29 protein-coding genes and 1 tRNA gene are annotated in these 23,021 nt (G+C 62.0%); 23 read left to right on the top strand and 7 right to left on the bottom strand.

Annotated elements, in window-relative coordinates:
• Positions 1–183 precede the first annotated feature (183 nt).
• Positions 184–1,923, top strand: coding sequence for a gamma-glutamyltransferase (gene ggt / locus EN861_RS01530; RefSeq protein WP_135861994.1), 1,740 nt, complete (start codon positions 184–186; stop codon positions 1,921–1,923).
• Between the two features lie 84 nt (positions 1,924–2,007).
• Here the strand turns inward: ggt and EN861_RS36720 are convergent, their stop codons facing one another.
• The 4 genes from EN861_RS36720 to EN861_RS01510 form a co-directional block, all read right to left on the bottom strand.
• Complete coding sequence (locus tag EN861_RS36720) at positions 2,008–2,259, bottom strand: hypothetical protein (protein WP_031240466.1); 252 nt, start codon at positions 2,257–2,259, stop codon at positions 2,008–2,010.
• 359 nt (positions 2,260–2,618) lie between these two features.
• Entirely contained in the window at positions 2,619–3,038 is a 420-nt protein-coding gene (locus EN861_RS01520) for a hypothetical protein (protein ID WP_245511978.1), read from the bottom strand.
• Positions 3,039–3,364: 326 nt separating this feature from the next.
• Positions 3,365–3,805, bottom strand: a complete 441-nt coding sequence (locus tag EN861_RS01515; RefSeq protein ID WP_135861992.1) for a hypothetical protein — start codon at positions 3,803–3,805, stop codon at positions 3,365–3,367.
• A gap of 323 nt (positions 3,806–4,128) precedes the next feature.
• Positions 4,129–4,425, bottom strand: coding sequence for an adenylate cyclase (locus EN861_RS01510; RefSeq protein WP_210212440.1), 297 nt, complete (start codon positions 4,423–4,425; stop codon positions 4,129–4,131).
• A 603-nt stretch (positions 4,426–5,028) separates the two neighbouring features.
• Here EN861_RS01510 and EN861_RS01505 point away from each other — a divergent pair.
• From EN861_RS01505 to EN861_RS35275, 14 genes are all read left to right on the top strand, one after another.
• Positions 5,029–5,214, top strand: a complete 186-nt coding sequence (locus EN861_RS01505) for a hypothetical protein (RefSeq protein ID WP_135861990.1) — start codon at positions 5,029–5,031, stop codon at positions 5,212–5,214.
• Positions 5,214–5,975 (top strand): helix-turn-helix domain-containing protein, encoded by a 762-nt coding sequence (locus tag EN861_RS01500; protein ID WP_135861988.1) that lies wholly within the window; start codon positions 5,214–5,216, stop codon positions 5,973–5,975. The genes EN861_RS01505 and EN861_RS01500 overlap by 1 nt, the downstream gene beginning before the upstream one ends.
• Positions 5,972–6,178 (top strand): hypothetical protein, encoded by a 207-nt coding sequence (locus EN861_RS01495; RefSeq protein ID WP_135861986.1) that lies wholly within the window; start codon positions 5,972–5,974, stop codon positions 6,176–6,178. Before EN861_RS01500 ends, EN861_RS01495 begins: the two co-directional genes overlap by 4 nt.
• A complete protein-coding gene (locus tag EN861_RS01490) occupies positions 6,175–6,786 on the top strand; it encodes a hypothetical protein (protein ID WP_135861984.1) in 612 nt (203 codons plus the stop codon). The genes EN861_RS01495 and EN861_RS01490 overlap by 4 nt, the downstream gene beginning before the upstream one ends.
• A gap of 48 nt (positions 6,787–6,834) precedes the next feature.
• Positions 6,835–7,218, top strand: coding sequence for a hypothetical protein (locus EN861_RS01485; RefSeq protein ID WP_135861982.1), 384 nt, complete (start codon positions 6,835–6,837; stop codon positions 7,216–7,218).
• A 7-nt stretch (positions 7,219–7,225) separates the two neighbouring features.
• Positions 7,226–7,762, top strand: coding sequence for a hypothetical protein (locus EN861_RS01480; RefSeq protein WP_135861980.1), 537 nt, complete (start codon positions 7,226–7,228; stop codon positions 7,760–7,762).
• A gap of 22 nt (positions 7,763–7,784) precedes the next feature.
• Positions 7,785–8,096 (top strand): hypothetical protein, encoded by a 312-nt coding sequence (locus EN861_RS01475; RefSeq protein ID WP_135861978.1) that lies wholly within the window; start codon positions 7,785–7,787, stop codon positions 8,094–8,096.
• 37 nt (positions 8,097–8,133) lie between these two features.
• Entirely contained in the window at positions 8,134–8,472 is a 339-nt protein-coding gene (locus tag EN861_RS35800; RefSeq protein WP_145972048.1) for a hypothetical protein, read from the top strand.
• Between the two features lie 9 nt (positions 8,473–8,481).
• On the top strand, positions 8,482–8,988 hold the full coding sequence (locus EN861_RS01470) for a hypothetical protein (protein ID WP_135861976.1): 507 nt from the start codon (positions 8,482–8,484) through the stop codon (positions 8,986–8,988).
• A gap of 234 nt (positions 8,989–9,222) precedes the next feature.
• On the top strand, positions 9,223–11,361 hold the full coding sequence (locus EN861_RS01465) for a hypothetical protein (RefSeq protein ID WP_135861974.1): 2,139 nt from the start codon (positions 9,223–9,225) through the stop codon (positions 11,359–11,361).
• A complete protein-coding gene (locus EN861_RS01460; RefSeq protein WP_135861972.1) occupies positions 11,361–11,708 on the top strand; it encodes a hypothetical protein in 348 nt (115 codons plus the stop codon). Before EN861_RS01465 ends, EN861_RS01460 begins: the two co-directional genes overlap by 1 nt.
• Before the next feature lie 5 nt (positions 11,709–11,713).
• Positions 11,714–12,328 (top strand): hypothetical protein, encoded by a 615-nt coding sequence (locus EN861_RS01455; RefSeq protein ID WP_135861970.1) that lies wholly within the window; start codon positions 11,714–11,716, stop codon positions 12,326–12,328.
• Positions 12,328–13,611 carry a hypothetical protein gene (locus tag EN861_RS01450; protein WP_135861968.1) on the top strand — a complete coding sequence of 428 codons (1,284 nt, stop codon included), beginning with the start codon at positions 12,328–12,330 and terminating at the stop codon, positions 13,609–13,611. Before EN861_RS01455 ends, EN861_RS01450 begins: the two co-directional genes overlap by 1 nt.
• 44 nt (positions 13,612–13,655) lie before the next feature.
• Complete coding sequence (locus tag EN861_RS35275) at positions 13,656–13,814, top strand: hypothetical protein (protein WP_189343533.1); 159 nt, start codon at positions 13,656–13,658, stop codon at positions 13,812–13,814.
• Between the two features lie 14 nt (positions 13,815–13,828).
• Here the strand turns inward: EN861_RS35275 and EN861_RS01445 are convergent, their stop codons facing one another.
• Positions 13,829–14,296: a hypothetical protein gene (locus EN861_RS01445; protein ID WP_135861966.1), complete on the bottom strand. Its 468-nt coding sequence runs from the start codon at positions 14,294–14,296 to the stop codon at positions 13,829–13,831.
• Positions 14,297–14,519: 223 nt separating this feature from the next.
• Here EN861_RS01445 and EN861_RS01440 point away from each other — a divergent pair, with 223 nt between their 5' ends.
• From EN861_RS01440 to EN861_RS01425, 4 genes are all read left to right on the top strand, one after another.
• Positions 14,520–15,371, top strand: coding sequence for a hypothetical protein (locus tag EN861_RS01440; RefSeq protein WP_135861964.1), 852 nt, complete (start codon positions 14,520–14,522; stop codon positions 15,369–15,371).
• Positions 15,372–15,557: 186 nt separating this feature from the next.
• Complete coding sequence (locus EN861_RS01435; RefSeq protein ID WP_135861962.1) at positions 15,558–16,211, top strand: hypothetical protein; 654 nt, start codon at positions 15,558–15,560, stop codon at positions 16,209–16,211.
• The gene (locus tag EN861_RS01430) at positions 16,212–16,448 is read left to right on the top strand and encodes a hypothetical protein (protein ID WP_245511977.1); all 237 of its coding nucleotides are present in this window, start codon (positions 16,212–16,214) and stop codon (positions 16,446–16,448) included.
• Positions 16,448–17,524 carry a tyrosine-type recombinase/integrase gene (locus EN861_RS01425; protein ID WP_135861960.1) on the top strand — a complete coding sequence of 359 codons (1,077 nt, stop codon included), beginning with the start codon at positions 16,448–16,450 and terminating at the stop codon, positions 17,522–17,524. Before EN861_RS01430 ends, EN861_RS01425 begins: the two co-directional genes overlap by 1 nt.
• A 72-nt stretch (positions 17,525–17,596) precedes the next feature.
• On the opposite strand, the gene EN861_RS01420 is transcribed toward EN861_RS01425, so the two are convergent.
• Positions 17,597–17,672: transfer RNA gene (locus tag EN861_RS01420), tRNA-Phe, on the bottom strand.
• Positions 17,673–17,844: 172 nt separating this feature from the next.
• Positions 17,845–18,717, bottom strand: a complete 873-nt coding sequence (locus EN861_RS01415) for a helix-turn-helix domain-containing protein (protein WP_135861958.1) — start codon at positions 18,715–18,717, stop codon at positions 17,845–17,847.
• Between the two features lie 104 nt (positions 18,718–18,821).
• Here EN861_RS01415 and EN861_RS01410 point away from each other — a divergent pair, with 104 nt between their 5' ends.
• From EN861_RS01410 to ugpC, 4 genes are all read left to right on the top strand, one after another.
• Positions 18,822–20,093 carry an ABC transporter substrate-binding protein gene (locus tag EN861_RS01410; RefSeq protein WP_127276327.1) on the top strand — a complete coding sequence of 424 codons (1,272 nt, stop codon included), beginning with the start codon at positions 18,822–18,824 and terminating at the stop codon, positions 20,091–20,093.
• A 128-nt stretch (positions 20,094–20,221) separates the two neighbouring features.
• Positions 20,222–21,082, top strand: a complete 861-nt coding sequence (locus tag EN861_RS01405; protein ID WP_135861956.1) for a sugar ABC transporter permease — start codon at positions 20,222–20,224, stop codon at positions 21,080–21,082.
• The gene (locus EN861_RS01400; RefSeq protein ID WP_127276331.1) at positions 21,079–21,915 is read left to right on the top strand and encodes a carbohydrate ABC transporter permease; all 837 of its coding nucleotides are present in this window, start codon (positions 21,079–21,081) and stop codon (positions 21,913–21,915) included. Before EN861_RS01405 ends, EN861_RS01400 begins: the two co-directional genes overlap by 4 nt.
• Positions 21,916–21,923: 8 nt before the next feature.
• Positions 21,924–23,003, top strand: coding sequence for a sn-glycerol-3-phosphate ABC transporter ATP-binding protein UgpC (ugpC, locus tag EN861_RS01395; RefSeq protein WP_135861953.1), 1,080 nt, complete (start codon positions 21,924–21,926; stop codon positions 23,001–23,003).
• Positions 23,004–23,021 lie beyond the last annotated feature (18 nt).

Here is a 23,021-nt window from a genome sequence, read left to right as displayed (position 1 = left end):
GGGGAGAAGAGGTCAGCGCCGGTGCAAGCTCCTCTCCCCTTGGGGAGAGGTCGGATTGCCCGAATTGCCCTTGCAATTCGACTTGGCAATCCGGTGAGGGGGTCTCTCACGCGCTTATTCAATTGTTATTGGACTAACGCCCCCCGAAGGTCTTTCCTAGGCGTCCCGCTTAGGAGTCCCGCCATGCACCTCACCCGCCGGACGCTCATTGCCGTCAGCCTTTCGATCACCTTCGCCTTCATACCATCCGCCGCCGTCTTCGCCGCCTCGCCGGCACCCGCCAAGGGCGAGAACGGCATGGTCGTCACCGCCCAGCATCTGGCTTCCGAAGTCGGCGTGGAGGTTCTGAAAAAGGGTGGCAATGCCGTCGATGCGGCTGTCGCCGTCGGCTATGCCTTGGCCGTCGTCTATCCCAATGCCGGCAATATCGGCGGCGGCGGCTTCATGACCATCCGCTTCAAGGACGGCAAATCGACCTTCCTCGATTTCCGCGAGCGGGCGCCGCTTGCCGCGACCAAGACCATGTATCTCGACAAGGACGGCAAGCCGGTGAAGGGCGCCAGCCTCGACGGCTATCTCGCGGTCGGCGTGCCGGGTTCCGTGGCCGGTTTCGAGATGGCGCGCGAGAAATACGGCACCTTGTCCAGGCAGGACCTGATGGCGCCGGCGATCGCCTATGCCAAGGACGGGTTCATCCTCAATCAGGGCGATGCGGCTTCATTCGCCGGCAGCGCCGACAGGCTGGCGAAGGACCCGGCGGCCGCCGCCATCTTCCTCAAACCCGAGGGCAAGCCCTATGGCATCGGCGAGAAGCTGGTTCAGCCCGACCTTGCCGCCTCGCTCTCGGCCATTTCCGAGAGAGGTCCCGATGCCTTCTACAAAGGCGCCATCGCCGACGCCATCGTCAAGGCGAGCGGTGCCAAGGGCGGTATCCTGGCCAAGGGTGATTTCGAGCAATATGCGGTGCGCGAGCTGAAGCCCGTCACCTGCTCCTATCGCGGCTACGAGATCATCTCTTCGCCGCCGCCGAGCTCGGGCGGCGTCATCATCTGCGAAATCCTCAACGTGCTGGAAGGCTATCCGCTGTCCTATCTCGGTGCCGGCTCGGCCGAGACGGTCCATGTCATGGTCGAAGCCATGCGACATGCCTATGTCGACCGCAATTCCGCCCTTGGCGACCCGGAGTTCGTCGACAATCCGGTCTCCAAGCTGCTCGACAAGAACTATGCCAAGGACATCCGCGACAGGATCGATCCGTTCCGGGCCGGCGTGTCGCAGGATTTGATGCCGAAGGGCTTCGGCGAATCGAAGGAGACCACCCATTATTCGATCATCGACAAGGACGGCAACGCGGTCGCCGTCACCTACACGCTGAACGGCTCGTTCGGCGCCGGCGTCGTCGCCGACGGCACCGGCATCCTGCTCAACAACGAGATGGACGACTTCACCCAGAAGCCCGGCGTGCCCAACCTCTATGGCCTGGTCCAGGGCGAAGCCAACGCCATCCAGCCGAAGAAGACGCCGCTGTCCTCGATGAGCCCGACCGTGGTGGCCAAGGACGGCAAGCCGTTCATGGTCATCGGCAGCCCGGGCGGCTCGCGCATCATCACCATCACGCTGGAGGCGATCGTCAATGTGATCGACCACGGCATGAACATCCAGGAGGCGATCGACGCGCCGCGCATCCATCACCAATGGCTGCCCGACACGGTCTATGTCGAGCCGTTCGGGCTTTCGCCCGATACCGAAAGGCTGCTCGCCGGGATGGGCTATCACCTCGATCTCGCTCACCAGAGCTGGGGCCAGGCGGCGGGCATTCTCGTCGGCGGCAAGAGCCTGGCGGAAATCGAGAAGGGCGGCGGCGCGCGCTACAATGGCGCCATCGACAGCCGCGCGGCGTCGGGGGAGGCGCTTGGATATTGACAGGCCGCAAGTCTGTTCCTTGCCGGACGAGGCCGGATTCCACCCTTAGGGATCGGCCTCCGCTTCTTGGCCCGGCGAGCGCCGTCAGGTCACCAGCGTGATGGTCGATGCAATGAGCATCAAGGCGGCAATGCCGACGAACAGCGCATAGATGCGTGGCCGGTCGAGCAAAAGCGCATTTCCCGATATCCAGGCCGACGTGGCGCCGCCCAGAGCGAAGAGGAAGCCGTTGCGGTGGCCGAAAGTCATCGACGCGGCCATTAGCCCGCCGATGATCAGGGCGCCGAACACGATGATCACGGCGACCGCGTATTTCTCGAAGTCGTTGTTGCCGATCCCTGGTCCGATCGCGTTCAAATTCGGCAGGTCGTCCGGATCGAAGGGGTTCGCCGACCCGTATTCGTCTTGACCCATGGATTCTCGCATCACTTGATCTCCGCTGACCGGCAACAAACCATCAACGCCTGCCGAGCGCAACCCGATCGCGCTGTGGCGGATGCGCCCGGCACCGCTCTGGGCCCCTCTCGGGGATGGTTTTGCGGAGCTGTTGCCCGATCGCGTCACCTACCTTCTCGGGTTTGTCGCCTCCGATCCTGCCGGTGACGGTCAACCGCTCGGTACAGGCGGCTTTCGCGCAGCGGCAACCGAATACCGCCCTGGCTGAACATCTGCCTCGGTGAGACCACCTCGCGCTATCATTGCTGTGAAGGAGGGGCGCTCAGTCGACGATAGGGGATGCCATCGAATTTTGCCGTCACAAAATCGGTGACGGACATCTTGCGCTTGCGTCCGTCGCTGCAGGCGTAAACCGGCCAACCGGCATCGCTGCATTCGCTGGCTGCGCAAATACGCGCCAGGCAGTTACCGATAGTCAACCGGAAGCCGCCCTTGCCGGCGAAGCCTTGCAACAAGCTGCCGTCCGCCGAGCGCCATGTCCGCGCCCGGAATTCCGCCCGCAAAAGCAATGGTTCGAGAGGGATCGCAAGATTGGTTTCGCCGGCGCGCCCTGCGAACTGCAGACGGAAGCGCGCCATTGCAGTCGCGTACGCGGTCACAAGATCCGATTCGCGAAAATAGGCGATCGGCAGGTTGGAGCGATCAAACAGATGAGACATGCGCTCGCTTGCCTCTACCGGCATCAGCAAGGCAACAAAGACAAGAAAGGCGACGCAAGCTCGCGACATTTTACAGCAGCCATATTGGTCTCGGCCTGCCGGTTTGGCCCCGGTTGCCCCCCAGCAACATCCCGCCAATCGTCGTCCTGCGCAAGCCGCTTGCCGAGGCAGTCCATGAGGCGGCCGAGTGTGCAATTCGCAAAGGCCGCCGCGTTAAAGCGATTGGAGGCGAAGACGGTGACCCGCATCGACGAATTTGCGCGGGCGATGGCGATGTACAGTCGGCGTTCGCGGCAAAGAAGAACAGCTACCGCAGCCAGGGTTCCTTAGCCGAGGCGAGCCGGTGGCAGTTCGAACAGATTGGCGCCGTTCTCCTGGCCCCGCTCGACATAGCCGATGATGCCGAACCATCTGGCAACGTCAGGCCCCTGCAGCCAGCTGCGCGAATGGATCGGAAGGTTGCCGGCGAGCGCCTGGATATGCCTGATATGCCGCTTGCAGAAGCGCACCGTCGAGGCGCGGAAGAAATCCTCCTGCGCGGCAAACAGCGTATCGGCGGCATCGCTGTCCTCGTGCCAGGCAATGATCGCCACGGCCTTGTCGCCCTCAACGAGCGCATGCGCCCGGCCTTCCTTCAAATTCATCATCAGATTGTCGTAGGCGATCTTGCTGTCCTTGCCGGCCGCCACGTACTCGTCCGACATCCGCTTGGACAGGCCATGGAAGACATCCTCGAGATCCCCGAGCGTAGCCGCGCGTGCTCTCATCTCACCTCCTGCAGCCCCGGCAGGGAGTTTGCCCTAGGGATGGTGGGGCGCCAAGCAAATTGAATCCCCCAGGAGCCCGGTGAGAGCAAAGTCGTTCCGTCCATCGATATCCGTGAGTACCCCCCACCGCGCCGAGAAGTGAGCCTGGCCCGATAAATTCCGAGATCCGAGGTTAGAAAACGCTCGGATCAGCAGATTCGCCGCGGTTTTCGCGTGGTGCCGGCGAGTTTCCCGAGCTCACGCCCACAAGTGGCGTCAACTTGGCGGGATGCGTTGGCCCGGCTGCTTCGGCGGCCGGGCCTGTTGTTCCGCGGACCGTGCTGTCACCTATTATGGGACTGCTGGAAGCCGGCCACGTCGTACTGAGATACGCTCTTCGGATTCTTCGAGTTTTGCGGCTGGGTGCCGGCGTAATGTGTTCCGGCATTTCCATCCGGGTTGAAAGCTGAGCCCGGGGCAGAGCTGGCGTGGCCGGGGGTCGCACTTCCTGTTTGAGCAGTTCCGATTTCTTGGCTGGGCTGACCTGTCGTGCCCGTCACCGTGTGAACATTGGTGGCCAAAGCCATGCTGGTGGAACCTATGAACAAGCCTGCCACCATCGGAATGAGGAGATGTCTCATGATCGTTCTCCCAAAAGCATTTGATTTTGGGCGCTCGGGGTCTTGTGAGCGCCCGGCGAACTAAAGTTAGAACGCTCTTCGGACCATCATTCATCCCGACTGTCGCAAACTGTGATCTGTTTGTTTCACCGTGACACGCTTTTGGCGGCTTCGGTCTCCAGGTCCTTTAAGGCATCAGGGAACAAGAGCCTGTGGATCCCAGTTAACTGGATATGCCAGCCAAGATCAAAGAACCACAGCCGAAGCCCGGCCCGCAGCCACCCGTCGATCGGCCAGACAAAGCTCCGTCGGAGCTTGAGCATGTCGATCCGCCACCGCGAGACGTGCGGGAGGCGCCGGCACCAAATCCCAATGGCGACAAGAAAGCCTAAGCGCCGACTCGCGAACGCGCTGCAACAGGCGCATGCCACACGAGAACGATCAGGTGGTCGCTCTATATAAGAACGTGATTTTCATTTAAAAAGATGGTGCCCAGAGGCGGATTCGAACCACCGACACGCGGATTTTCAGTCAACGGCTAAGCAGCCAAAATCAAATACTTACAGCGAAGGTTGCGTCAAACCGCACGTCGGAAATCAATCACTTAGCGTCGATTTGTCAAACTTGCCGGTCGGCGGAACGACCGGCCTCTGCCATCAGTCGAACGCCGCGATAGACATTGCTGCCGCATGGTATCGCGCCAACCTGACCAGCATTGAACACCCCATCATTCCTGCCCTGCGCCGCCGGTTCGGTCTGACGCCGTTGCAGGCGGTCGCCGTGATCCGCGAGGCAAAGGTCGCGCTTTGATGGCGAAAGTGCAGTCAACGTCGTGGAGCTGGCGCCACGCGATTATTTCGTCTGGCCTTGAGCCAACGACGCGCCATGTGCTGCTGACGATATCCTGCTTCATGAACGATTTGGGCGGTGGCTGCTATCCGACAACCAAGCAGCTCGAACAGGCGACCGGCCTTTCTGAGCGGTCGGTCTGCACACACATAGCGAGGGCCGAAAGCGCCGGCTGGCTGACCGTCACCAAGCACGGCCTCGCCGGTCGGAAATGGAAAAATCACGAGTATGAGGCGAGGTGGCCAGACGCCGAAGGCACTGAAGCACGTTCAGTGCCTCAGCCGAACGAGGCACTGAAGGACGTTCAGTGCCTTACGCCACGACGCACTGAACGTCGTTCCAACGAGGCACTGAAGGACGTTCAGTCTAACAGTCCATACACCACTCCAATTGAGAGAGAGCGCGCGCGAGACGGATTTGATCAGGCGCTCAAGCGTTGGCCTGTCGTCGACAGTCCCAAGACCGCGCTGAAAGCGTGGAACAGCCTGTCGCTTTCAGACCGCATCGAGGGCGCCAACGAGATCGAGAGGTTCGTGGCTGTCAACCGATCGGCTGGCCGCAAGCTGATCTGCAGCTTTGCCAAGTATCTCGGCGAGCGAATGTGGAAAGCTCTACCCGAGCGGACACAGCCAAGGGCACCAGTGCCCGACAAGCCGGCAGGACCATCGCCCTTTGAGCGGAAGAATCCTAAGTGGAACCACAAGCCCGGAGTGACGCCATGACGGCCAAGCTGACCGACATGGAGATCGCCAGGGCGTTCGAACGCATCGTCATCGACATGCGGGAAATCCTGCGCCTCGAGCGATGGCTTGCCGCCACGTGCGGTGAGCAAGCGACTGGCGAAGACATAGCCGACGCGATCCTGAGCGTGATGGAGGAAGTAAAAGCGGTGACTGATGAAGCACTCGCGAGGTCGACGCCATGACCTTTCGCGGGTCCTCCCCGGTCGAAAACCGTATGCGGGGCGGCGAAGCGCGATCCTGCTCCAGTGTGACGTCCTCTCCGGAGCCTAAACAATTAAACAGTGAGCCTAAGCAACCGGCAAGGCAACCCGCTAAGGTTGCAGTTGCCGGCAACGGCCTGGCTGCACTCGACAAGGCGGCCAACTGGCTTTCGAAGAGCGAGGACGTTGACACGCGGGCCGTGGGCGCCGCCATCCGCGAATGGATCGGCGGCGGTGCCCGCCAGCCGCTCGCGAAGGCGCTCCACCTTCAGAGCCATGGCGGCTTGTCGGTCGGGCGGCACCTGGCGCTTGCGGACCGCAATCGCATGCTGACGGCGCTGCACCGTGCGCTCTGGCCGGATCTCGCCCCGGCAGCGGCGGCCGGTGCGCTCCTGAGGTCATTCAGCGCCTATGAGGCGAACAGGTGGCCGCGCGACCAGCACCGGCTGGAAGCACCGGCAACGGAGCCTGCCGCCACCTGGTGGCGGATATGTCGCCTCGGCTCGATGCCGAAGGCGCGACGCCTCCGCTCGATCCTCGCCGACCGTGGCAATTCAAGACCCCATTTGGATTGCCCGCCGGCCCAGTGATGATGCGGCCAAGAACTTAAGGAAATAAAGGGAAAGCGACCCTCAACCATGCATAAGATCGACATCAACCGGCTCAGTGAAATCCGCAATATCTCCATCTCCGCTCATGCGGCGTCGTATTCCAGCTCCGAAAAGCTCAACGACCTCAAGCGCAACCGGTACGCGGCCGGTCAGGCCCGCGACGACGCGATGCGGAGCTTGCGCCAGGGATGGGGCGAAACCCCGCTCGAAGTCCTTGAGCAGAACCCGCATGCCATTGCGCTTGTCGATGCCTTCAAGGCCGCAAAAGCGAAGTTCGAGGATCTCGAATGGAAGGTCGCCGAAGCCGAGCCGCATGTGGAGGAGCAAATGGAACGCAGCCAGGCGGCCGGCTTGCTGAAATCATCCTGTGAGGAATGGGCAAAAGAGGCCGGCTTCAAGGTTTCGGAGTAGAGCCCCGATGAACGCAAATCTGAAGATGCTCGTTGCAGGCCAGCGCAAGGCGATGGCCGGCTTGACCGAAGGCCTTGAGGCCGTTCGCGCCCAGATCCGCGGACTCAAGGAACGTCGAGCCAAAGTCGAAGTCCAGCCGCCGGAAATCGAAATTGCGCTACAGCGAGTCGATGCCTGGATCAAGCCCATGCGTGGAGCTCTTGAGATTTTCCGGGCCCCTGATTTCGCCGCGGCCGACGGCTTCCGTTTTCCCTCAGTCGCGGGCTTTGAAGGTCCGCTCGCGCTTGCCGTGGTGGCCGATCTCGCCTCGGATGCGATGAAGGCCAAGATCCGCACTGCCTACGAGACCAAGCCAGGGATTTCGGATCAGGACCGGAAGGCCGAGCTGCTACGTCTCGATCAGACGTTGATGGAAGCCGAACTCGTCGAGGAGGAGCTGATTCGCAACGCTACGCGCGCCGGCATCAATCTCCTGCGCCGTGCCGATGCCGATCCGCGCGCCGTGCTGGCAGCCGACGCGGTGTTCGCGTCCCTTGCCAACTGAAAAACACAGGAGATCTCCGAAAATGTTGCAGGAAAAAATCAACAATATCGCTTCGATCTGCGCCGAGTGGAGCGCTGAAGCCGAGGCTCGCAAGGAGCGCGACCGCGAAGATATCGATTTCGAGGCGGAGCTTACCGCCGCTGACGATGCGTTGATCCGCATCAACGCGATCGTGCAGTATTTGGTACCGTCGCGCGGTCATCGTGCCGCCGCCTCGGTGCCGACTGGCAAAGTCCCTGCTCGCGGCGGCTGGGACAGCTACATCAACCGCATCAACAACTCGCGCGAGGGTCTTGCCAGCGAAGGCAATGCGCTCGTCGACGGCCATATTTAGCGCAGCTGAAGGCGAAGATTTTGCGAGGCAATTCCTTTTGACGGTCAAGCAGCAGCGGATCAGAAAACGGCAGGTTGGATGCGGGCGCCTCGCAAAGCCCATGTCCCGTACAATCCAACCAGCGCTGCAAGTCAAGCATGATGGTGATCCTTGCCCGCCGGCGGTCTCCGCCGGCGGGTTTCCCGCGCAAGGACTGAGCGAATCGGAAATGAAGACCTTCGCGTTCCTCTGCTCCTTCGACGTCCTTGGCCGCCGGGAGAGCGAGCCGAACGCCAAGCAAGTCAGCGACGCGATCCGGCGGGAAACGCCGAGAGCCTACCGCTTGGCGGTACGCCACCTCGCCTCACTGCATCCCCAGTCCGACACGAGCCATTGAGAGGCAGCGATGACCGAACGCGTGTTTTCCGACGATCGTCCCGGGCAGTTCATTCTGTCGGAGTGGCATCAGCCCGGCTACGGCCGCTATAGCGGCTTCGCCGATGCACCTTTGCGGATCGGCGAAGTCCTGCAGATCTCCCCCCAGTCGCCCGCCTATTCGTGGTACGTGCCCGTGATTAACATTCCAGGGCTACAGCCCTCTGCTGATGAAAGGCCCGCGTGGATGCGCGCGAAGGCGGGGGAGTGCAGCCTCGCGCGTAAACAGCAAAATCAAAGGGTGTGGGCCTTTTTGCACAAGCTCGCCCTCCAGGACATGCGCGTCGTTCCTTACGACGGCACCGGCCGGATCGTGGGCATAGCGATCCACGCCGCTGCGGAGGGTGACCGCGTCGCCTTCCTTGCGGTGGAAGCCGAGGTCAAGCGCCTGTTGCTGTATTCGAACGAGCTGACCTCGGGCGAGATCACCGACAACGTGATCGCGGGGCTCAAGGACCTCTGGATACAGGTTCGCTGATGATCGCGTGGCTCGCCTTCGCCCTGGCCTGCGGCATCGTTCTCGCGATCACGGTGCTTTGATCCTCCGAATTCGTCGCCTTCGTGTGTGTGTTCCCCAAGGTTTATCGAAATCGCAAAGGAGTTGGACATGTCCAACAAAACAATCACGCAGCGCATCGCCCTCGAGGGCGGCGACACGATCAAGGACCAGCTCAAGGCGCTCGGTGCCGCCGGCGAGAAGGCCTTCAAGGACATGCAGGCGGCGGCGGCCAAGGCGAATTTCGACAAGTTCACCGCCAGCCTTAGCAATCTCGGCAACCAGCTCTCGACGGTCACCAAACGCGTCGCCCTGCTCGGCGCGGGCCTGACCGCCGCCGCCGGCGGCGCTGGGCTGGCTGTGTTCGGCTTGGCGAAGTCCGCTGGCGAGGTCGCCGACAATGCCGGAAAGGCGGCAGAGGCAACCGGGCTTCAGGTCCAGGCCTTCACCGAACTGCAATTCGCGGCCGAGATGGCAAACGTTGGGAATGACGAATTCGTTGCCGGAATGGGTCGCCTGAACAAGGCGATCAGCGACGCGGCCAGCCAGACATCAAAAATCGGCGACGCCTTCAACGCAACCGGGGTCAAGGTGACGCGATTTGGCGGGGCGGCTCAAAAGGCCGTAGACGCCACCAAGCAAACCGGTTCCGTTTTCGACAAGCTGGGTGTTCGGATCCGAGACGTTAACGGCAACCTTCGATCGAACGAAGCCATACTGCTGGACGTCGCCGACGCTTTCGCGAGAATGCCCGACAGCGCTCAGAAAAGCGCGCTGGCGATCGAGCTATTCGGCAAGAGCGGCGCCAATCTGCTGCCGTTTTTGAACCAAGCGAAAGCGGGCATCACCGATCTGGCCAACCAGGCCGAAAGGCTCGGTGTCGTGCTCACGCCGGCACAGGCCGCCATCGGCGACGCCCTGGGCGACAGCCTCGACAGCGTCAGCAAGGCAGCGGCGGGCGCCAGGCTGCAGCTGGGGCTGATCTTCGCGCCTGGATTGACAGTGCTGGCAAACGGCCTCGCTGATATCATCAGCCAGAACCGCGACCTGCTGATCGAACTTGGCCAGGCGATCAACCAGAAAGTGCTCGGCGCGGTGCGGGACCTGTTGTTCCTGCTCGCCGGCCGAGATGACGAGGTCCAGAGCAAATGGATTGTTGAGTGGAAAGACGCGATCGTCCAATTCGGCAAGGACGTCTATTCCGTCGTCACCAACGTCGTGATTCCGCTGTTCAAGGCGATCAGCGACGGCGCAAAGTTCGTTGCCGATCAAATGAACAAATTCTTAGGCACGGACCTGACCGGCGGCGAGCTTCTGATCAGCGCGTTCATTCTCGGGATCATTGGCGCATTCACCTTGCTCGGCTTGGCCGTGGGCGCGGTGGGCACCGCCATAGGCATATTGATCGACATCTTCGGCGGCATCCCCTTGCTTATCAGCGCGGCTATCGTAGGGGCTGGCGTCGCCCTGGTCGCATTCTGGGATGAGGCGAAGGCCGGGGCCGCGGCCGGCTGGGGATACATCAAAGACACCGCCACGGCTGCCTGGCAGGCGATCGTCGACGGTGTGACCGGTCTCTGGGAGTCGATCGTCGGCGCGTTCCAGGAGGGCCAGCAGTCGGCCGTCGATGCCTTCAATGGGATCGTCGAGGCAATCGTCGAGGCATGGAACGGCCTGGTCGAACGGCTCGGCGCGATCGCGCAGCAAATCGTCGACCGGATCGCCGGCTGGTTTGGTACGCTGCCGCAGCGGATCAGCACCATTTTCGAGGGCATCGTCAGCCTGGCGCAGAGCATGCTCGGCCGGGTGTCGTCCCTGGTCGACAGCATCGTCTCAAAGGTCAAGTCGGCCATCGACTATGCCAAGAAGCTCGCCGGCCTTGGTGGCGACAGCGGCAGTTCGACCGGCGGCGGTGGCGGTTCGCAGGGTGGCTTCGCCGGCGGCGGTTTCGTAAGCGGACGCGGCGGGCCTAAAACGGACAGCATTCTGGCGTGGCTTTCGAACGGCGAATTTGTGATCCAGGCGGCTGCTGTCAAGAAACTCGGCGTCGGCTTCCTGTCAGCGCTCAACAATGGTGTCACACCGTCGTTGAAAGGGCTGTCCGGCTTTTCGATTGGCGGCTTCGTCGACAACATGAACCGGTCGATGGCGATCCCGCGGTTCGCTGGCGGCGGTTCGGTGTCAGCATCATTGGCGTCATCCCGTGCCAGCGGCAACCACCGCACGCCGATCATCCTGCAGCTGCCGGGCGGGGAGCAGATCGATGATCTGACGATCGGGGATATCGCGCTCAACCGACTGCAGCGGTTCTTGCAACGCGAGGCGACTGCGAGCAACGGCCGGAGGCCCCGCTGATGACCTTTCCCCATCCCGAGCTTGGCGCGTTCGAAGGCGAAAACGGCAAGTGGTGCAGCCACCACACCCAGCAGTTCTTGAACAGGGTGACGATGCCCGAGATGGCAGCGCAAGGATGCGATGCGCACAAGGTCTTCGCGCATCTCACGGGCGCGCTCGTCTGCGCCATCGGCGACGCCGGCGGCCGGCACGAGCACGTGATCTCAGACCAGATGCTCGACCTGTTCCGCGATGCGCTGCGGCGTGCCGAGCGCGGCGAGTTCAAGCTTTCGTTCCCATCAAGCCGGCCGCCGCCGCGTCTGACGCCTTTGACCGGTGGCAGGAAAGACGACCCGGAGCCGGCTTAAAGATCATGACCACGATGTCGAAGGCCGCCTTCGCACGACATATCAACGTCACGCGTGGTCGCATCAGCCAATACCTTGCCGAAGGCACGATCGGGCGTGACGCGCTCCAAGGCGAGGGCCGCAACGCCAAGGTCATCGTCGCCAAGGCGATCGAGCAGATCCGGCAGCGCCGCGACATCGGCCAGGCGCTCGGCAATGGCCTCTCGACGCGGCTGGACCTGGTCGAGCAGGAAGAGGCGGCGGACGATGTCGGCCGGCCGCCGAAGCCGACGACAGTCGACGACGAGATCAAGCAGGAACGCCTGCAGTCGGAACGCCGTCGCAACCGCGTCGCCGCGCTTGAAGAGGAGGCGCAGCTCGGCCGCCTGGTCGACGCGGCAACGGTTCGGGCCGAGATGACGAAGCTGGCACAGGCCGTCGACGACGAGAACGCAGGCATGCTTGCCGACTTCGCCACGTCGATCGCCGCGCAGTTCGGTTTGCCGCAGCGCGACGTGCTGCACCTCCTGCGCCGGATCCGCGCCGACAAGAAAGCCGCCGCGGCCGACCGCGCCCGGCGCCGCGCAGAGAGTCTGCCGGAGCGCGTCTCGACGATCGTCGAATCGAAAGGAGAAGCCTGATGCTACCAGACATGCTTTCAGGAGGTTCGGTTCGCGGCCGGGCCATAGTGGTCGGCGGAAGTACCGGCGTCACCGATGGCGGCTTCGTCGACGAGCCTGTCGCCAGCACCACGGCATCGGGCAACACCACGCTCAAGGGCAAGACCAGGACAGGCGCATTCGGCAAAGTGGTCTATCCCCTGGCCAACATCGCCGCCGGCCGGCAATACACGTTCCGTTATGTCACGCATTTCTCGCAGCTGGCCCAGCAGGGCAAGCTCGCCATGGTCGGCTTCGGGCTGAAGACCAACAACGACTTCCACATCGTCGGGCTGCGCGGCGACGGCTCGACCGGGCTGCACAAATACCAGGTCAACGGCACGCCGCCGAACGGCTGGAACGCCCAGACCGGGCACACCACATCGGATGGCGGCGCATCGGCCAACGGCACCCAGGCCGGGCCGAATTACATAAGGCTCGTCGTTTCGGCAGATGGTGCCACCTACAAGTTCCAGACCAGCCCCGACAACGTGACCTATACCGACGAATACACCGGCCAGACGCCGGCGCCGTTCTCCAACGTCTCCGGCGTCACCACCTTCGGCCTGGCGCTGTGGTTCAACAATGCCGATGCCGGGCCGTTCTCGATCGACATCGACCAGTTTGCCGATGCGGCGGCGCCAAGCGGAATAGCCAAAACATGGCTTGGATTCACCGGGCAATCAGGTACGGCGAGCACCTTCACCTTCAATTCGGTAGACATCGGAGCAGCGGACTCAAACCGTGTGCTGGCAATATGCTGCTGCGGGGGCGATTTTGCCAGTGGCGCGGCCAGCGTCACTGGTGTGACAGTAAACGGAATAGCGCAGACTTCCCTCTTTTCGATCGGGAGCCGAGGCGCAACCGGAATCGCGTTGGTTGAAGTGCCTGCGGGGACGAGCGCCACGATCATTGTAACCTTTGGCGGCAGTCAGGCGAGGTGCGACATCGGCGTGTATAGACTGGTCGGCTATTCCGCTACCCTCTTCGGCACCGCCGATGCGGTTGCTGCGAATAGTAGCGCGACGCTCTCGATGTCAATTAACGTTGCGGCAAACGGAGCCCTCATCGGATTTGTAAACCAGGCAAACAGTCCCACGATAGATTGGACCGGCATCACTGAGGATGACCAAGTGCTATCTGGGTTCTATCATTCTGTTGCTTCACAAGATGGTTTAGCGGCCGAAACCGGGCGAACGATAACAGAGGCAGCGGGCGGCTCTCGTCTCGCGCACCCACACGTCATTTCGTTGCAACCACGATGATGAAGGGATTCACAGCGGAATCAGCCCGCGCTATGGTGGCGCCGATGGAAACCGCTCTGGACGAACTTGTGCGCCTCCTGAAAGCCCCGCAGCCCAGCCTGCGGGACCGATACGGCCTTTTCGTCCTGAAGTTCGCCGGCAACCTCGCCACCGGCGTGGCTATCGGCCTCGGCATCGGTGTCGGCCTGGCGCTCGCCGGCTGATTGTGTGCGGCAGATCATTGTAGAAGCCGATCCAGCGATTGCAGCATCACGGCGATGGCGGCGGCCGAAGCTGCCCAGCTCGCCCATTTCCCTTGCCGGGCTATGTCCGGCATCATGTCGTCGATACTGTCCCGAATCTTGACAGTCGAGGCTCGAAAGCCGAGCGCCGCCGCGACAATGCTTGCGATGATTGAAAGATACGGAAGCCACATATAGGCCAATCCCCCACACTGTCTGCGCTGACATTTTAACGCGCGCAAGACCAGGTCGAAGACTTGTGGCGGATGAAAACTCTTCCCGTCTGGAATAGTTTTCGGGCCGTCTGTTTTCCCCCGGGAGGGGAGTTGACGATCTTGGCGAATAAGCGGAATCTGATCGCGGGTTTGAACACCCTGACCGCGATACTGCAGAAAACTACGGTTTGGCGCCGTAAGGCTCTGCTGAGGCGCGTTCGCGGGCCTTGGCGGGCTTGCGATGCGCATGGCCGCCCTAGCGGGCGTCCGACTTCGGCCACGTTATCGCGGCCGGGGGCAGGACGCAATATGTCCAGGGCGAGAGCCTAAAGGCGTTCTGACTGGTCTCGCGGCCAGTGTTCAACCCCCGGCTCCGGCGCCGCCCGCCGGATGTTGGGAAACCGTTCTGTCCCAGAACGGTTTTCCCGCCGGCTTTGAACAGCCGGTTCGAACCGCGAGAGGAAAATCCATCATGTCGAACATCAAGCCTGTGGCGGCCGATGGCCAGCGCAAGCACGCCTTCGTCACCTTGCTTTCAGAATACCTCAAGGCTCCGCCCGATCTTCAGCAGCTCGTCCTCGACCACGCACGGCGATCCGCCGAGGAAAACCAGCGCAGAGTTGAGAAAGTAGAAACCACGTCGGCCGGCGCCGGGGGATACGCCCAAAAAGCAGAGGGGCATGGTCTCGTCGCTGGGACGCGACGGCTTATGATCCCACTGGCGGTAGGAGGCCAACCGATGGAGGGTTTTTTGAACCAACACGTGTCCCGCCGGACCATCATGGGCGCATCAGCCGGCCTCGCGGCGATCTCTATGCCTACTGCCGTCGCGGTCGCGGCCGATGGAAATTTGCAGACTCGCCAAGCTGGCGGCGTGGCTCTCGAGCTGCAGGCATTGCAGAAAGCGTTCAACGTCGAATTTCGAACGCTCAACAAGCACCGGAAGATTTTCACCGCTGCCGAGCAGCGGTTTTTTGCGATGCGTCCGGCTCAACCGAAACGGACATCATTGGAAGAAGTCAACAGAGCCCAGGATGAGGCCTGGGACGCTGCCTATGAGGTGGCGCGACACAAGAGCGGCTTTGCTGCCGTCGACAAAGCGTTCGTGGCTCAGTTCAGGCGAACTGATCGGGCGGCCGGCAGAATCCTGCGCTTCAAGGCCGTGTCGTTGGAAGACATCCAGGTCAAGCTCGAAGTGCATCGCAGGTGGGTATTCGATGAAGGCGACAAGATCACGCAGGTCTTGGGCAGCGATATCCGCCGGGTCGCCAAGGCGCAGCGCTCAAATGTTTCACGGGGAACTGCTGCTGTAACAACAGCCTGATTTAACGGTGGCTAAGTTCGCCACCTTTGGCAATGTCACACGGTGGTGCGGTCCGCCTCGGGCGAACAGTCGGGTCTGCAAATTTGCTGACCCGGCTTCCACGGCGGAATTTTTGGTAAAAACTGCCATTGACGACTCGCGATAGTGTCGGATATTTTGGCAGAGTTTACCAAAAGGGGTGATTTGATGCGCTCTCGCGAACTCCAGCAATTCCTCGCGTCCATCACAGGCCGGCCGTTAAGCGAAATTGATCAGCGCTGTCGTCCCCTCAGGGAAGCGCTCAAAATATCATCCGGCCCACGCGGGCAATCCGCGCCGCACATGACCATTGCCGAGGGCATGTTTCATATTCTCACGCTCGTTTCCCGCCGGCCTGCTGATGCGTTCCTGGTCGCCGACCTTCTGTTTTCGAAATGCTCGCTAGTCAGACACCCAGAGCACCCCGGATTGTCGGAAGCATTTCTCGGCAGGTCCAGGTCGCTTGCTACTTTCATGGTCGCTGCGATGAACAAGAGCTTTGAAACGGCTGGATTTGCGATCAAGAGGTTCGAGCTTCAGGAGGACGGCACCGCCGCCTGGATGACTTTCGACCGGCGATGCCTTTGCGACGTGCGTTTCTTTTTTACCAGCTCTGAACAACTCCAGAATCTGCCCGACGATGAAGCCGAACGCGTCTTTCGCTCGGTTGATTCGTTGGCTTCCGGAAATCGTTTTGTTATCGGCGTCGACCACCTCAAAGCCATTGGCAAGCGAATTTTGATGGACAGTCCAATGACGCCTGAAGGCAACCACCAGCTTGGAGATCTGGTCGTGGCCACATCCGATGGCGGCTTAGCGTAAATGTCCAGCGCAACCCTCAATATCAAGGTTTCGCCGCGGCGCATGCTCGACGCTCGCGAGGCGGCCGACTATTGCGGGATCGTGCCGAAGCGCTTTCCGGCGGAATGCAACGTCACGCCGGTTTCGATGCCGAACGGGCAGCGGCGCTACGATATGCGCGATCTCGACACTTGGCTCGATAGCCTGAAATCCGGCGATGCGTCGAGCGATGACGACCTGGTCGGAAAGCTCGGCTGATGGCGATCGTCCGCGTCAAGGGCTTCAAGATCTGGCGCGACCGCAAACCGCCGTTCAAATGGCGCTGCCAGCATCGCAAGACCGGCGCCATGGTCGACCTGGCCAAGTTTCCGCTCGGCGGCATCACCTTCTTTGCCGAATGTGCACGCATCGTCGCCTTGGTCGACAAGGCCGATAGCCCGAAGCCGGGCACGCTCGGGCAGCTCATCGCGCGCTATCGTGGCAGCCCGTACTTCACCGATCTTGCTGCGCGCACCCGCGACGATTATCAGAAATGCTTCGACTACCTTCAGCCTATCGCAGACACGATGCTCGACCGCTTCACGGCGCCGCTCGTCGTGAGGATCCGCGACAAGGCGGCGGTCCAGCACGGCCGGCGCTTCGGCAACTATGTCCGGACCGTTATGGCGCTCTTGTTCGCCTGGGGCGTCGAGCGCGGCTATCTCAAGATCAATCCAGCGGCCAAGATCAAGGGCATTCGCCGGCCGCGCGGCGCGCCGGAACCAAACCGGCCGTGGGCCGATGCCGAGCGCGATGCCGTCGAGGCCGCGCTGCCGGCGCACATGGCACTGGCGGTGTCGCTGATGATGTATTGCGGCCTGGACCCGCAGGACGCGCTTAAAATCCCGCCCACGGCAATTTCAGGCGGCATGATCGATGCCCGTCGCGGCAAGACCGGCGAGCCTGTGTGGTATCCGCTGCCGGCGCCCGTCCTGGCGGTGCTTGCGGCGGCACCGAAGCATGACGCCATCACGCTCTGCGCCAACAGCTTCGGCCGGCCCTGGACTGTCTCCGGCTTCCGCGCCTCGTGGCGGCCGATTCGGCAGGGACTGGAAAAGGCCGGCACCATTCAGCCAGGCCTGACGCTCAAGGGCCTTCGTCATACCGTCGCAACCATTCTCGCAGAGATGGGCTACGACGAACGCACCATAGCGGACATGCTCGGACAGAAGACGATCGAGATGGCGCGGCACTATTCGAAGCGCGCCAACAAGGCGCGGAAAATGACTGCGGTGGTCTCGAGTTTCGACGCCGAAGTGAACAGGCGGCGAACGAAAACTGTCAAACCCGCCTGAGAAAAACGTCAAACTCAGAAGGCCAACGCGATGAGACGCGCCGAAAAGCTGAACGGAAACAATCGGGTAGAATGGTGCCCAGAGGCGGATTCGAACCACCGACACGCGGATTTTCAGTCCGCTGCTCTACCAACTGAGCTATCTGGGCCTGCTCCGGCTAACGAAAAGTCGTGTTCCGGATTTCATGAAGGCACCGTGGGCGCCCCTTGAAAGCGCGTGGGTTATAGCACGGGAATTCGGCCTGTCCAGCGCCCAGATGTGGATTTCCCGCAGGAAAAGAAATGCCGCCCGATGGGCCGGTTTGCATGCCGTGCGCCCGCCTATCTGGCGCCTGCCAGGCCTTTGCGGAAGTCGGATGGGGTCATGCCGGCCAGCTTGCGGAAGGATTTGTTGAAGGCGCTGAGCGAGCCGAAGCCGGAGTCCATGGCGACGCGCAGCACGTTGGCGTCCTGGTGCATCAACAGTGCCTGCGCATAGCTCAGCCGCAACAGGTTGACATATTCGTTGAGCGTCATGCCGGTCGATTTCTTGAACAGGCTCATGGCGTATTTGGGGTGGATGTCGGCGGCCGCCGCTATGTTCACGCAATCGATGTCGTAGAGGAAATTCTCGGCGATGAAATCGCACATGCGCCCGACATTGCGCGACGATTGCTGGTCGAAGGGGTTGCCCGCTTCCTGTCCGGCGGTGTTTACCGGCACCAGCCGGTAGGGCTCGAACCTTACCCGTTCCAGCCGCAGCAGAAGTTCGTTGACGGCATGCTCGGCCTTGGCCGGATCGCCCGAGCGGGCATAGCGGTTCCAGCGGGCGAAATTGTCGTTGTCGGATTGATCGGTGGCGCTGGTCACCAGCGTCGCACCCGTCATCAGCCGGTGGCGTATGTCCGCGGGCAGGTGCAGCCGAAAGAAATGCACCAGCGGCAGATGCGCGCCGGCATAGACGGCGTCGTCGCTCAAATCGTCCATCTGGTGCGGCAGGCCACCCCAGAACAGGCACATCTCGCCGGCCGAAAGCGATATTTCGTGCTCGTTCATGCGGTAGTGGACGGAGCCGCGGACGATGAAATTCACCTCGACCTGGGCATGCCAATGCGGCTTCAGCATCACCAGCGGGTTGGTGTGGAACATCTGCAGCAGCAACGGCAGGCCTTCCACGCTGCTGGCACCAGGCTGGTAAAACGGCCGTTCGGGCATCTTACTTTCCGCCAATTTCGTATTCCCTTTGTCGGGGACAGGCCCTTGCCGGTGCCTAGTCTAGCCAGGCTCGCAGAGAGAGCAAATGAAATGGGAGGATTTCAATGCGCATCACACTGTCCTGCGCCGTGCTCGCGCTTGCCTTGGGCTCAGCCCCGGCCTTCGCGCAATCCGGCGAAATCACGATCTGGAGCTGGAATGTCGCCGCCTCGTCGCTGAAGGCAACGGTTGCCGGTTTCAACAAGCTGCATCCCGACATCAAGGTCACCGTCCAGGATCTCGGCAACCAGCCGACCTATGACAAGTCGATCGCCGGATGCGCGGCCGGCGGCGTTGGCCTGCCCGACGTCGTCACCATCGAGAACGGCGAGGCCGAGAATTACTGGAGCCAGTTCCCCGACTGTTTCGTCGACCTGCACACGCTGGGCTACACGGCCGAGGACCAGAAGAAATTCCCCGATTTCAAGCGCACCGAACTCGAAGTCGGCGACAAGGCCTATGCCATGCCGTGGGATTCCGGTCCGGTCGCCGCCTTCTATCGTCGCGACTTCTACGAGAAGGCCGGCGTCGATCCGGCATCGATCAAGACCTGGGACGATTTCATCGCCGCCGGCAAGAAGATCCAGGCCGCCAATCCGGGCGTCTCGATGACCAATGCCGATTTCAACGGCGACAGTGAATTCTTCCGCATGATCGCCAACGAACAGGGCTGCGCCTATTTCGCCGAGGACGGCCAGTCGATCACGGTCAACCAGCCCAAATGCGTCGACGCCATGACCAAGCTCAAGGAGATGAAGGACGCCGGCATCGTCTCGTCGGCCGACTGGGGCACCAAGATCACCAACAACACCGCCGGAACCGTCGCCACCCAGGTCTATGGCGGCTGGTACGAGGGCACCATCCGCACCGAATCGGCGGGCGAAAACGGCAAATGGGGCGTCTACCTGATGCCGAGCCTGACCGCGGACGGCCCGCGTGCGGCCAATCTCGGCGGCTCCTCGCTCGCCATTACCTCGGCGTCGAAGAACAAGGAAGCTGCCTACGAGTATTTGAAATACACGCTCGGCACCAATGAAGGCCAGATCACCATGCTGAAGGAGTTCGGCCTCGTCCCCTCGCTGGTCTCGGCGCTGAACGACCCCTATGTCGGCCAGGGCCTGCCCTACTGGGGTGGCCAGGCGGTGTGGAAGGATATTCTGGGCACCTTGCCCAAGGTTGTTCCGAGCCGCGGCACGCAGTTCCAGAGCGATGCCGAGATCATCGTGCGCGCTGTGCAGACCAAATATCTCGCCGGCGGCTATCCCGACGCCAAGGCGGCACTCGACGATGCCGCCAGCCAGATCGCCTCGGCGACCGGGCTGCCGGTCAAGTCCTGAGGTGCTGACAGCTTCCTTCTCCCCGTCACTATACGGGGAGAAGGTGCCGGCAGGCGGATGAGGGGCGGCGCCTACTTCGGCAATTGCTGCCTCACTAACCGGAAAAACAGAAAGGAGGAGGAGAAAAGATGCGCAACCGCAATGCGACGGCCTATCGCTTTCTCACGCCCTATCTCCTGATCTTCGCCATCTTCTGGGTGTGGCCGATCATCTCCTCGTTCCTGATCTCGTTCCAGGCAACACGCACCGTGCCCTGGCGCTTCGCGCCGGGCTTCAACTGGGGCCGGCTGATCGGCGACCCCGCCTTCTTCAACGCACTGAAGAACACGCTGCTCATTCTGGTCATCCAGGTTCCGGTGATGATCGCGCTGGCCATGGTGATGGCGGTGCTTCTGAATTCGCCGCTGCTCAGGGCGCGCGGCCTCTACCGCTTCGCCTTTTTCGCCCCGGTGGTGGTCGGCGAGGTCGCCTATTCCGCGGTGTTCCGGCTGATGTTCAGCCTCGATTTCGGCATCGTCAACAAGCTCCTGAACAGCATCGGCCTGCCCAAGGTCGACTGGTTCTCCAACGTCACGCCGGCCATGGCGCTGATCATGATCGCGGTCACCTGGCGCTGGGCCGGCTACAACGCCATCATCCTGCTGGCCGGCATGCAATCCATTCCCGAGGATGTCTATGAGGCGGCGACGCTCGACCGGGTGAGCAAGCTCAAGCAATTCTTCCACATCACCCTGCCGCTGTTGAAGCCGGTCATCGTCTTCTGCGCCGTGCTGTCGATCATCGGCACCATGCAATTGTTCACCGAGCCGTTCCTGATCACCGAGCGCGGCGGGCCGGGCGGCGGCACCGAGACGCTCGGCCTGCTGCTCTACCGCCAGGGCTTCCGCTCGCTCAATTTCGGCTATGCCTCGGCCGTGGCCTACACCATGGCGGGGCTGGCGATCGCCATCACGCTGGTGCAGCTGTGGCTGACGAGGGAACCGAAATGAGCTCGCTCTCATCGGCAAGACTGAAACGAAGCATCGCGCTGCACCTCTTCCTGACGCCGCTGGCGCTGATCTGGCTGTTTCCGCTGTGGATGATGGTGGTGTTCTCGACCATGCCCGACAATGGCATCTTCAGCCCCGGCATCGAACTGTTGCCGCACGGCAATTTCATCGACAATTTCAACAATCTGCAGCATGACACCGACTTCGTCGGCGCCATCGTCATCTCCGTTTGCGTGGCGGTGACCTACACCGTCCTGTCGGTGCTTTTGACCTCGATGGCCGGCTGGGCGCTGGCCCGCTACCAGTTCTTCGGCAAAAGCGTGGTCGTCGCCATCATCCTGGGCACCATCACGCTGCCCTATGCGGTGGTGCTGATCCCGCAATTCATCATGGTGGCGCGCGACTTCAAGCTCGCCAACACATGGGTGGCGCTGATCGTGCCGCCGCTGTTCAATTCGCTTGGCGTGCTGTTCATGCGCCAGAGTTTTTCCATGATGCCCGACGACCTGTTCGATGCCGCCCGCGTCGAGGGCGTCAAGGAGTGGCGTATCTTCGTCTTCATCGCCTTGCCGTTGGCGCGGCCGATGCTGGCCGCGCTCTGCATCATCCTGTTCCTTGCCTCCTGGAACAACTATCTCTGGCCGTTGCTCATCAACAGCCAGCCGGGTTCGATGACAGCACCCGTGGCGCTCGGCACGCTGATCGGCCTGACCAAAGTCTCTTGGGGCGGCATCATGGCGGGCGCGGTGATGCTGACCGTGCCGATGCTTGTCGTCTTCGTGCTCCTGCAGCGTCATTTCATCGCCGGCATCGCCGCGGGCGCGGTCAAATAGGGAGCAGAATGGCAACCGTCACGCTCACAAACGTCGCCAAGCGCTTCGGCGCCTTCGAGGTCGTCCACGGCGCCAACATCGACATCGCCGATGGCGAATTCGTCGTCTTCGTCGGCCCGTCAGGCTGCGGCAAGTCCACGCTGCTCAGGATGATCGCCGGGCTCGAGGACATCAGCGGCGGCGAGATCGCCATCGGCGGCAAGGTGGTCAACGATGTCGAGCCGGCCGATCGCGGCATCGCCATGGTCTTCCAGTCCTACGCGCTCTATCCGCATATGAGCGTCGAACAGAACCTCTCCTTCGGGCTGCGCATGACCGGCAACCCCAAGGCCGACACCGAGCGGCGGGTGAAGCGCGCGGCCGAGATCCTGCGCATCAGCGAATTGATGGACCGCCGTCCCAAGAAACTCTCCGGCGGCCAGCGCCAGCGTGTCGCCATCGGCCGCGCCATCGTGCGCGAGCCGCAAGTGTTCCTGTTCGACGAGCCGCTCTCCAATCTCGACGCCGAACTGCGCGTGCAGATGCGGGTCGAGATCTCAAGACTGCACAAGGAGCTCGGCGCCACCATGGTCTATGTCACCCACGACCAGACCGAGGCGATGACGCTCGCCGATCGGATCGTCGTGCTGCGCGGCGGCCATGTCGAGCAGATCGGCCGGCCGCTCGATCTCTATGACAATCCCGACAATATTTTCGTGGCTGGCTTTGTCGGTTCGCCGAAGATGAACTTCATCAAGGCCCACATTGTCGGGCGTGATGCAAAAGGCGTCGTGGTCGAGCTGGCGGGCGAGGAGAAAACCCGCTTCACGCAGCCCCTGAAGGTTGCGGCGCCTGAACCTGGGAGCAAGGTCATCGTCGGCGTGCGGCCCGAACATTTTGGCAGCGCTGGTGAAGGCGCCGCCGACCTCACCGCCGCCATCGACGTGGTCGAGCACCTCGGCGGCACCAGCTTCCTTTACGCCAGGACGAGCCATGGCGAGGACGTCGTGATCCAGCGCGACGCGGCAAAGGTCCCCGAGACATCGGAGGTCACCGTTTCCATCCGCAAATCCTACCTGTTCGACGAAAAGGGGCTGCGGCTGCGCTGACTGGCCGCACCTTTTCAA

It is taken from the genome of Mesorhizobium sp. M8A.F.Ca.ET.218.01.1.1, assembly GCF_004791165.1.
Classification (GTDB): Bacteria; Pseudomonadota; Alphaproteobacteria; order Rhizobiales; family Rhizobiaceae; genus Mesorhizobium.
The sequence above is the reverse complement of the archived record's forward strand: the minus strand, read 5'-3'. Positions and strand labels throughout refer to the sequence as shown.